3 protein-coding genes are annotated in these 1,337 nt (G+C 71.8%); all 3 read right to left on the minus strand.

Translation table 11 applies throughout. The annotated features are described in order from the left end of the window. A partial coding sequence (locus AB0O00_RS39790; RefSeq protein WP_363659544.1) for a cyclase family protein occupies positions 1–325 on the minus strand: 325 nt, incomplete at its 3' end. Beyond that, positions 322–927, minus strand: coding sequence for a pyridoxamine 5'-phosphate oxidase family protein (locus AB0O00_RS39795; protein WP_363659545.1), 606 nt, complete (start codon positions 925–927; stop codon positions 322–324). The genes AB0O00_RS39795 and AB0O00_RS39790, both read right to left, overlap by 4 nt. A 16-nt stretch (positions 928–943) precedes the next feature. Further along, on the minus strand, positions 944–1,337 hold a 394-nt coding region (locus AB0O00_RS39800; RefSeq protein WP_363659546.1), incomplete at its 5' end, for an iron-containing redox enzyme family protein.

Raw genomic sequence — 1,337 nt, forward strand, 5'->3', positions numbered from 1 at the left:
TAAGCCTCTCGGGGCCCACGTCCCTCTTCGCTACTGGCGGGTGGTCGTGGTGGAAGGGGAATTCGGCGTGCTTCCCCCGGTCCAGGCCGGAGAGGTCGGCGCCGTCCGGGTAGCGGTGGAACGGGGTGTCCAGGTAGGTGCCGGTGTTGGCGACCATCTCGATCCGCCCGATCTGGAACTCGGTGCCGGGCGTGTAGCGGGGCCGGGAGTCGGCGCGGGACATGTGGTCGGATATCACCGGTCCGGGCAGGCCCGGGTAGGTGGTCATGCCGGCTTCGATCGGGTGGGAGAGGTCGACGACGGTGCGTCGGATCGGTCGGGTCATGAGGGGGGCTCCTGGTCTGTGCGGGCCGGCAGCAGCCCGTCGTACTCGGGTTTGAGCTTCCAGTCGGGGTCGGGCGGGCGGTAGCCGGGGCGGGGGCAGTGCTTGGAGTGCTCGCCGGTCACCGGGTCGTGCAGGTAGCGCGGGCAGTTCTCGAACACCGCCGTCACCCCGACCCGCAGCACGGCTTCGGCGCCGTGGTGCGGCCGCAGCGCGTCGCGGCCGGTCAGCACCTCGCAGGTGCCGTTGACGCGCAGCTTGGCGCGCAGGGCGGGGAAGAGGAACAGCAGGCCCACCCGCCGCACGGCGGCGGCGTTGCCGAGCGTGCGGTACATGCCGTTGCCGTCGTAGCTGGGGATCTCCAGCGTCCGCAGGTCCGGCACGCGGACGAAGCCGGGCAGGCCGCCCTTGTAGGAGCACTCGGGGAAGCCGTCGGGGTCGATCGTCGCGACGTACACGGCGTCGGCCCCGCGGATCCACTCGGCGTGCCCCTCCGCCAGCTCGTCCAGCACGTACTTGTGCGCCAGGTGGTCCGCCAACTCCTCGCTGCCGAAGCGGCGTTGGAGGTCGCGGCTGCCGTCGTGGTAGAACGCGTCGGGCTTCACCGCGCCGCCCCCACCGTCACCGCAGCGCCCGCATCTGCTGCCAGACCCGGGTGTAGTACGCGTTGGCCACCCGCTCGCGGGTGAGCGCGCCCATGCCGATCTCGCGCAGCACCTCGGGGGAGTGGTGGGCCAGCGGGGCGAGCACGTTCTCCAGCCACTCGGCGCCGTGGTCGGCGTCCACGTGGACGTGGATGCGCTGGTAGAGGATGACGTCGTCCGGCACGCCGAGGCGCGCGCAGCCGTCGACCATCGCCTGGAAGCGCACCGGCGCGGTGTACTCCATGAGGCCCATCGCGGCCAGCAGGCGGGGCGTCAGGTGGCGGTGGACGCCGTACATGAGCACGAGGTTGGCGTTCTCGACCACCTCCATGCCGCCGAGGCCGGAGACGTCCACACCGCTGAGTTCGAGC

It is taken from the genome of Kitasatospora sp. NPDC093558, assembly GCF_040683475.1.
In the GTDB taxonomy this organism is placed as follows: Bacteria; Actinomycetota; Actinomycetes; order Streptomycetales; family Streptomycetaceae; genus Kitasatospora.